General features: G+C 64.6%; 7 protein-coding genes. 5 read left to right on the plus strand and 2 right to left on the minus strand.

Annotated features, from left to right (window positions below):
* The first annotated feature begins 7 nt into the window (after positions 1–7).
* Genes nuoK through nuoN form a run of 4 tightly spaced genes read left to right on the plus strand, consistent with a single transcriptional unit; the run spans position 8 to position 5,175 of the window.
* Positions 8–316 carry an NADH-quinone oxidoreductase subunit NuoK gene (gene nuoK / locus AS93_RS0112510; RefSeq protein WP_027590934.1) on the plus strand — a complete coding sequence of 103 codons (309 nt, stop codon included), beginning with the start codon at positions 8–10 and terminating at the stop codon, positions 314–316.
* Positions 313–2,157 carry an NADH-quinone oxidoreductase subunit L gene (nuoL, locus tag AS93_RS0112515; protein WP_027590935.1) on the plus strand — a complete coding sequence of 615 codons (1,845 nt, stop codon included), beginning with the start codon at positions 313–315 and terminating at the stop codon, positions 2,155–2,157. Before nuoK ends, nuoL begins: the two co-directional genes overlap by 4 nt.
* A 22-nt stretch (positions 2,158–2,179) precedes the next feature.
* On the plus strand, positions 2,180–3,709 hold the full coding sequence (gene nuoM, locus AS93_RS0112520; protein ID WP_027590936.1) for an NADH-quinone oxidoreductase subunit M: 1,530 nt from the start codon (positions 2,180–2,182) through the stop codon (positions 3,707–3,709).
* Between the two features lie 5 nt (positions 3,710–3,714).
* The gene (nuoN, locus tag AS93_RS0112525) at positions 3,715–5,175 is read left to right on the plus strand and encodes an NADH-quinone oxidoreductase subunit NuoN (RefSeq protein ID WP_027590937.1); all 1,461 of its coding nucleotides are present in this window, start codon (positions 3,715–3,717) and stop codon (positions 5,173–5,175) included.
* Here nuoN and AS93_RS0112530 read toward each other — a convergent pair.
* Positions 5,157–6,233: an AI-2E family transporter gene (locus AS93_RS0112530; protein WP_027590938.1), complete on the minus strand. Its 1,077-nt coding sequence runs from the start codon at positions 6,231–6,233 to the stop codon at positions 5,157–5,159. The genes nuoN and AS93_RS0112530 overlap by 19 nt on opposite strands.
* A gap of 111 nt (positions 6,234–6,344) precedes the next feature.
* Entirely contained in the window at positions 6,345–7,661 is a 1,317-nt protein-coding gene (locus AS93_RS0112535; protein WP_027590939.1) for a Na+/H+ antiporter NhaC family protein, read from the minus strand.
* Positions 7,662–7,799: 138 nt separating this feature from the next.
* On the opposite strand from AS93_RS0112535, the gene AS93_RS0112540 reads away from it, so the two are divergent.
* A complete protein-coding gene (locus tag AS93_RS0112540; protein WP_027590940.1) occupies positions 7,800–8,879 on the plus strand; it encodes a hypothetical protein in 1,080 nt (359 codons plus the stop codon).
* Positions 8,880–8,984: the final 105 nt, after the last annotated feature.

The following is an 8,984-nucleotide window of genomic DNA, read 5'->3' on the forward strand; positions in this document are numbered from 1 at the left end:
CGCCATGATCGATGCGATTCCCCTGGAACATGGCCTGGCCGTCGCCGCGCTGATCTTCTGCCTGGGACTGGTCGGCCTGATGGTGCGCCGCGACATCCTCTTCGTGCTGATGAGCCTGGAAATCATGATGAACGCCTGCGGCCTGGCCTTCGTGGTGGCCGGCAGCCGCTGGGCACAGCCCGACGGGCAGATCATGTTCATCCTGGTCATCAGCCTGGCCGCCGCAGAGGCGGCCATCGGCCTGGCCATCCTGCTGCAGCTGTATCGCCGCTTCGACACCCTCAGCGTGGATGCCGCCAGCGAGATGCGCGGATGAACCTGCTCCCCCTGACCTTCCTCTTCCCCCTGCTAGGCTACCTGCTGCTGGCCTTCTCGCGCGGACGCCTGCCGGACCGCCTGGCCGCCGTCATCGGGGTCGGCTCGGTGGGTCTGGCGGCGCTGGTCACGGCCTGGGTCGCCGTAGAGTTCGTCACCGCGCCGCCGGGAGGCGGCATCCACACCCAGCGCCTATGGCAATGGCTGGACGTGGCGGGCCTGCAGGCCAGCGTCGGCCTGCATCTGGATGGCCTGTCCTTGACCATGCTGGGCGTGGTGACCGGGGTCGGCTTCCTGATCCACCTGTTCGCCAGCTGGTACATGCGTGGCGAAGAGGGCTATTCGCGCTTCTTCGCCTACACCAACCTGTTCATCTTCAGCATGCTGCTGCTGGTGCTGGGCGATAACCTGCTGCTGCTGTACTTCGGCTGGGAGGGGGTAGGCCTGTGCTCCTACCTGCTGATCGGCTTCTATTACGGCGAGCGCGCCAACGGCAACGCGGCCCTCAAGGCCTTCATCGTCACCCGGGTCGGCGACGTGCTGATGGCCTTCGGCCTGTTCATCCTGTTCGTGCAGCTCGACACCCTGAACATCCAGGCGCTGCTCGCCCTGGCGCCGCAGCGATTCGCCGAGGGCGACCCGTGGATCAGCCTGGCGGCGCTGGCGCTGCTCGGCGGCGCGGTCGGCAAGTCCGCGCAACTGCCGCTGCAGACCTGGCTGGCCGATGCCATGGCCGGCCCGACGCCGGTTTCCGCGCTGATCCACGCCGCCACCATGGTCACCGCCGGCGTCTACCTGATCGCCCGCACCCACGGCCTTTTCCTGCTGGCGCCGGAGGTCTTGCAGCTGGTCGGCCTTATCGGCGCCACGACCCTGCTGCTGGCCGGCTTCGCCGCCCTGGCGCAGACCGACATCAAGCGCATCCTGGCCTACTCGACCATGAGCCAGATCGGCTACATGTTCCTCGCCCTGGGCGTGGGCGCCTGGAGTGCGGCGATCTTCCACCTGATGACCCACGCCTTCTTCAAGGCCCTGCTGTTCCTCGCCGCCGGCGCGGTGATCAACGCCTGCCACCACGAACAGAACATCTTCCGCATGGGCGGGTTATGGCGCCGCCTGCCGCTGGCCTATGCCAGTTTCCTGGTGGGGGGCGCGGCGCTGGCGGCCCTGCCGCTGCTCACCGCCGGCTTCTATTCCAAGGACGCGATTCTCTGGGAAGCCTTCGCCAGCGGCCATCGCGGACTGCTGTTCGCCGGCCTGGTCGGCGCCTTGCTGACCTCGCTCTACTGCTTCCGACTGATATTCATCGTCTTCCACGGCTCACCACGTATCGAGGCCCACGCGGGACGCGGCCTGGCCCACGGTCTGCCACTGGTCGTGCTGATCCTGCTGTCCACCTTCCTCGGCGCCTGGATCAGCCCGCCGCTGGCCGATGTGTTGCCGCCGGGCGCCGGGCAGACCACGGACGAGGGGCGCATGACACTGGAAATCACCTCGGGGGCGATTGCCGTCGCCGGCATCCTGCTCGCCGCCGGGCTGTTCCTTGGCAAGCGCACGCGGGTCACGGCGCTCGCGCAGAGCCCGCCGGGACGGCTGCTGCATGCCTGGTGGCGGGCCGCCTGGGGATTCGACTGGCTCTACGACAAGCTGTTCGTGCGGCCCTACCTGCTGCTGTGCCGCCTGCTGGGTCGCGATCCCATCGATCGCGGCATGGGCCTGCTGGCGAAGCTGGCGCAGGCTGGGCACCGGGCTACCAGTCGGACCCAGACTGGCCAGTTGCGCTGGTACGCGCTGTCCCTGGTGGGTGGAGCCGTGCTGCTGCTTGGCCTGGTCCTGATCTGAACGTGCGCAAGGATTCGACACCGTGATGCTTCCCTGGCTGATCCTGGTTCCCTTTCTCGGCGGTCTGCTCTGCTGGCTGGTCGAGCGCGTCAACCAGACGCTGCCGCGCTGGATCGCCCTGTTCGCCATGGGGCTGTTGCTTGCGCTGGGCCTGTGGCTGTGGCTGCAGGGCGATTACCGCCTGGCGCCTTCGCCGGCCGATGCCGGAGTCTGGGCCATGGAATACCGACAGGTCTGGATCGCCCGGCTGGGCATCAACCTGCACCTGGCGCTGGATGGCCTCTCGTTGCTGATGGTGGTGCTGACCGGGCTGCTCGGGGTGCTGTCGGTGTTGTGTTCGTGGAACGAGATCCAGCGGCATGTCGGCTTCTTTCACCTCAACCTGCTGTGGATCCTGGGAGGCGTGGTCGGCGTGTTCCTGGCCATGGACCTGTTCCTGTTCTTTTTCTTCTGGGAAATGATGCTGGTGCCGATGTACTTCCTCATCGCGCTGTGGGGGCATAGCGGCGACGGCAAGAAGACGCGGATCACCGCCGCGACCAAGTTCTTCATCTACACCCAGGCCAGCGGCCTGCTCATGCTGGTGGCCATTCTCGGCCTGGTGCTGGTGCACTACCTGAACAGCGGCGTGGTTACCTTCGACTACGCCCGGCTGCTGGAAACCGAACTCACCCCCGGCATCGAATACCTGCTGATGCTCGGTTTCTTCATCGCCTTCGCGGTGAAGTTCCCGCTGGTGCCCTTCCACGCCTGGCTGCCCGACGCCCATGCCCAGGCGCCCACTGCCGGTTCGGTCGACCTGGCCGGCATCCTGCTCAAGACCGCCGCCTACGGCATGATCCGCTTCGCCTTGCCGCTGTTCCCCAACGCCTCGGCGGAATTCGCGCCGATCGCCATGACGCTGGGGCTGATCGGCATCTTCTACGGCGCCCTGCTGGCCTTCGCGCAGACCGATATCAAGCGCCTGGTGGCCTACTCGAGTATTTCCCACATGGGCTTCGTGCTGATCGGCATCTATTCGGGCAGCGAGCTGGCCCTGCAGGGTGCGGTGATCCTCATGCTCGCCCACGGCCTGTCCGCCGCTGCGCTGTTCATTTTGTGCGGTCAGTTGTACGAGCGTGTGCATACCCGTGACATGCGCCAGATGGGGGGCCTGTGGCGTCGCCTGCCCTGGCTGCCCCCCCTTAGCCTGTTTTTCGCCGTGGCCTCGCTCGGCTTGCCGGGCACCGGCAACTTCATCGGTGAGTTCCTGGTGCTGTTCGGTGCCTTTGCTGCAAATCCCTGGGTGGTGGTGATCGCCACCTTCGGCCTCGTGCTGTCCTCGGTCTACTCGCTGGCCATGGTCCATCGTGCCTACTTCGGGCCCGCCAGCTCCCCGCAACCGCTGCCCGGCCTGGATGGCCGCGAGATCGGCATGGTCCTGACGCTGGTCGTGCTGCTGGTGCTGCTGGGCATCTACCCGCAGCCGGCGCTGGATACCGCGCAGGCCAGCGCGCAGGGAGTCCGTCAGTGGCTAGGCACGGCCATCACCCCATTCGCTTCGATCCGGTAGCCCGCATGGACCTGACGTTCGCCCACTTCATCGCCCTGCTGCCCCTGCTGGTCACCACCGGCACCGCCATCGCGGTGATGCTGCTGATCGCCTGGAAGCGCAACCACCGCATTGCCTATATCGCCTCGGTGGCGGGCCTGCTGCTGGCGCTGCTGTCGATCCAGCCGGCCCTGGAGGCCGCCCCCCTCGACGTGACGGCGCTGCTGCGCATGGATGCCTTCGGCTACTTCTACACGGCACTGCTGCTCGTCGCGACGCTGACCTGCATTACCCTGGCCCACGCCTACCTGGGTCGCAAGCCGGGCGAAGGCGGCTTCCCCGGCAACCGCGAGGAGCTCTACCTGCTGATGCTGCTGTCCGCCTCCGGCGGCATCGTGCTGGTCACCAGCCAGCACCTGGCGGCGCTGTTCATCGGTCTGGAACTGCTGTCGGTGCCGGTTTACGGCCTGGCGGCTTACGCCTTCTTCAATCGCCATTCCCTGGAAGCCGGCCTGAAGTACATGGTCCTGTCCGCCGCCGGCAGTGCCTTCCTGCTGTTCGGCATGGCGTTGCTGTATGCCGAGTCGGGCAGCCTGGACTTCGTCGGAATCGGCATCAGCCTGGGTACCGGCGAATTTGCCCCGCTGGTGCAGGCGGGCATGGTCATGATGCTGGTCGGCCTGGGTTTCAAGCTTTCCCTGGTGCCCTTCCACCTCTGGACACCCGACGTTTACCAGGGTGCGCCGGCACCGGTGGCCGCCTACCTGGCCACGGCCAGCAAGGTCGGCGTGTTCGTGGTGCTGGTGCGCCTGTATCAGCTATCGCCGGCCACCTATGGCGGCTGGCTGGATAGCACGCTATCGGTGATCGCCATCGCCTCGATCCTGATCGGCAACCTGCTCGCCCTGCAGCAGAACAACCTCAAGCGCCTGCTGGGCTATTCCTCCATCGCCCACTTCGGCTACCTGCTGATCGCCCTGATTGCCGGCAGCGGGCTGACCGGCGAGGCCATCGCCGTTTACCTGGTCACCTATGTGCTGACCACGCTCGGCGCTTTCGGGGTGGTGGCGCTGATGTCCAGCCCGTTCAAGGGACGCGACGCGGATGCCCTGTTCGAATACCGCGGGCTGTTCTGGCGGCGGCCCTACCTGACCGCGGTGCTGACGGTGATGATGCTGTCCCTGGCCGGCATACCGCTGACGGCAGGCTTCATCGGCAAGTTCTACATCCTCGCCACCGGCGTGCAGGCGCAGCTCTGGTGGCTGATCGGCGCATTGATCATCGGCAGCGCCATCGGCCTGTTCTATTACCTGCGGGTCATGGTCACCCTGTACCTGGTCGAGCCGGGGCTGATGCGCCGGGAGCCGCCGATCAATTGGCCGCAACGGGCCGGCGGCATCATGCTGTTGGCCATCGCCGCGCTCGCCTTCTTCCTGGGCGTCTATCCGCAACCCCTGCTGCAACTGGCTCAGGCAGCCGGCCTTTGATCGTCGACGGCTGCTTCCTCCCGCTCCGTGAATAACCCCCAGGTGGACATGAACAGCGCGGCCACCAGTGGACCGATGACGAAACCGTTGAGCCCAAACAGCGCCAGGCCACCCAGCGTGGAAATCAGCACCATGTAATCGGGCATCTTGGTGTCCTTGCCAACGAGGATCGGGCGCAGCACGTTGTCCACCAGACCGATGACCCCGACTCCGTATAGCGTCAGCAACACCCCCTGCCAGACCTGTCCGCTGAGCAGGTAATAGACGGCTACTGGCGTCCAGATCAGCGCCGCTCCCACCGCCGGCAGCAGCGAAAGGAAGGTCATCACCACCGCCCACAGCAGCGCACTGGGAATTCCAAGGAACCAGAAGATCAACCCGCCCAGTGCTCCTTGAGTAATCGCCACCACGAGGTTGCCCTTCACCGTAGCCCGAACCACCTGGGTGAACTTGGTGAACAGCCGGTGCTTCTGCACATCGGCCAGCGGCAGGGCGTTGCGCACCCGGGCTACCATGCCGGAGCCATCACGGATGAGAAAGAACAGCAGGTAGAGCATGACAGCCAGGCGCACCAGGAACTCAAAGGTGCTCTGCCCAAAGCTGAACGCCCGTGTCGCGAGGAACTGGCTGCCCTGCAGCAACAGGCCGGACAGCCGCTCACGCAGGTCCTGGAAGTCGCCGACTCCCAACCGGTTCAGCTGTTGCTGCAGGGAAGGAGGCAGCCGCTCGCGAATCCACTCCAGGTAGGCCCCCAGATCCAGCTGGCCGCTTTCGATTCGCTGGTACAGGTTCGCGCCCTCCTGCACCAATAATGTTCCGATGATGCCGACCGGCAGAACGGCGACCAGCAACGTGGCACACAGGGTGATGGTCGCAGTCAGATTGGGCCGCCCGGGCATCCGGCGCGTAAGCCGGCGCTGCAGGGGCGCAAAGATGATGGCCAGGATGACGGCCCAGAACACCGCGCCGTAAAACGGCAGCAATATCCAGATGAAGGCGATGGAGACCAGCAGCAGCAAGGCCAGAAAGACCTTGTTCTCGAGTCGGTGATTGGCCATGGGTATCCCTGTCGAGGCGTCCCCTGGCTTAGGCATTCCCGCTGGCGGTAAGTGCGGCCCGGCAAGGCAAATGGAGCCCGAAGGCTCCATTTTTCGAGGATCAGGCGAGGCTCAGAGGACCATTGCCGCCAACCAGCCGAAGGCCAGCAGCGGCAGGTTGTAATGCAGGAAGGTAGGTACGACCGTATCCCAGACATGGTTGTGCTGGCCGTCGACGTTCAGGCCCGCAGTCGGGCCGAGGGTCGAGTCGGAAGCGGGCGAACCCGCGTCACCCAGCGCGCCGGCGGTGCCGACCAGGCTGACGATGGCCAGCGGGCTGAAGCCCAGCTCGACGCCCAGCGGGACGAAGATGGCCGCGATGATCGGCACCGTGGAGAACGAGGAGCCGATGCCCATGGTCACCAGCAAGCCCACCAGCAGCATCAGCAGCGCCCCCAACGCCTTGCTGTTGCCGATCCAGGCCACCGACGCTTCAACCAGCGCACCAACCTGCCCGGTTTCGCGCATCACCTCGGCAAAGCCGGCGGCTGCAATCATGATGAAGCCGATCATGGCCATCATCTTCATGCCTTCGGTAAACAGGTCATCCGCCTCGCGCCACCGAACGACGCCAGACGCCGAAAAAATCACGAAACCGATCAGCGCTCCAATGATCATCGAATCCAGCCACAGCTGAATAACGAACGCCGCGGCGACCGCCAACACGGCGACCAGCATGCTCTTGGGGCTGTAACGAACAGCCACGCGCTCGGTCTGCTCGATCCGTTCCATGTCGTAGCTGCGCGCCTTGCGATAACTGAACAGAGCGATGAGAAGACCGCTCACCATGCCGAGGGCCGGAATCAGCATGGCCTGGGTGACCTGGATACCGCTGGTATCCACCCCGGCACGCGCCACGTTGGCCAGCAGGATGTCGTTCAGGAAGATGCTGCCGAACCCCACCGGCAGGAACATGTACGGCGTCACCAGGCCAAAGGTCAGGACACAGGCGATCAGGCGCCGATCGATCTTCAGCTGGCTGAGTACATACAGCAGAGGCGGCACCAGCAATGGGATGAAGGCGATGTGGATGGGCAGGATGTTCTGGGAGGAAATCGCCACACTCATCAGCAAACCGATCATGGCCCACTTGAGCAGCCCGGTCCCCCGCTTGGCCTGCTGGCCGACCAGAATCAGCGCCTTGTCGGCCAGGGCATGCGCCAGACCGGACTTGGCGATGGCCACCGCAAAAGCACCCAACAAAGCATAGGACAGCGCAACGGTCGCACCGCCGCCCAGCCCCTTGTTGAACGCACTCAGTGAACCCTCAAGCCCCAGGCCACCCAACAGACCACCCGCCAGCGCACCGACAATCAGGGCAATCACCACATGCACGCGGCACAGGCTGAGGATCAGCATGAGGCCAACGGCTACGACTACAGCATTCATAGGAGTTCTCTGCGAATACGCGCGAAAAAACGCGCATTCTCCGCATCTAAGCCCGAAAAATCCAGCGTTCCTGCGCTCCGGCTGTCCCTTGCGGCATGCACCCGTATAATGCGTTCGCCGCTTGTAGAAGGACGTCCCGTGAGCAGTATCCATATCTCCCGTCCAGCCTTGGAAATACGTGCTGGATCCCTCGCCCTTGCACACATCCGCGAGCGCGGCCTGAATCCTGAAGATGTCGCCATCCTCCCAGGGGCGGCTGGCGGACCCAAGGCCCTTGGCATTCAGGGCCTGGACCTGGCGCTCTTCGGTGACTGGTTGCCACGCGCACCTCGCATACGGACGCTGATCGGGGCATCCATTGGCTCATGGCGCTTCGCCAGCGCTTGCCTGCCCGATCCCGTGGCGGGTTTCCGCCGCCTCGGCGAGCTCTACACCAGCCTGCGTTTCGGTCGCAAGGCAAGCATCGCCGAAGTAACCCGCAGTTGCCGCGAAATGCTCGAAGCACTGCTGCAGGATCAGGACGACGCGATCCTCGACAATGCGCATTATCGGCTCACCGTGATGGTCGTTCGCAGTCAGGGCCTGCTCGCGGGTGAGCGCCGACTGCAGGTTGCCCTTGGCCTGACCTCCGTGATCGCCAGCAATTTGCTGAGCCGACGACGCCTGGCAGGCCATTTCGAGCGTATCGTCATGCATGACCCGCGGCAGGCACCCCCGCTCGGAGAACTGAGCGATTTTCCCTCGCGCTGCATCCCAATGGATCGGCTCAATCTGCGAGCCGCGTTGCTGGCTTCCGGCTCCATCCCGCTGGTCATGGAAGGCATTCGCGATATTCCGGGAGCGGGACCAGGCACCTATCGTGACGGCGGATTGCTGGATTATCACCTCGACCTGCCCTACCAGGAGCCGGGACTGGTTCTTTACCCGCACTTCACCCATCGCGTCATCCCCGGCTGGTTCGATAAGAGCATGCCTTGGCGTAAGGCCAACCAACAAAGGCTCTCCCGCGTGGTACTGCTGTCGCCGTCAGCCGAATACCTCGATGGCCTCCCGCACGGAAAACTGCCTGACCGAACCGACTTCAAACGTTACCTTGGGAATGATGAAGGTCGTGCTCGCTATTGGCGTCAGGCCATGGCAGAAAGCCAGCGGCTGGGTGATGAGTTCTTGGATCTCGTGGAAAACGGAAAGCTGTCGGAGCGCCTGAAGCCGCTTTGATCATGTGAACTGCGGCCGAGGTGTCGGCTGCAGTTCGCTGTTTTCTAAGCAGAAAAAGACAAAACCCCAACCCGCGGTTGCGGATTGGGGTTTTGGTTTTAGGTG

Origin of the sequence: Pseudomonas sp. RL (assembly GCF_000647775.1) — a bacterium.
GTDB lineage: Bacteria > Pseudomonadota > Gammaproteobacteria > Pseudomonadales > Pseudomonadaceae > Serpens > Serpens flexibilis.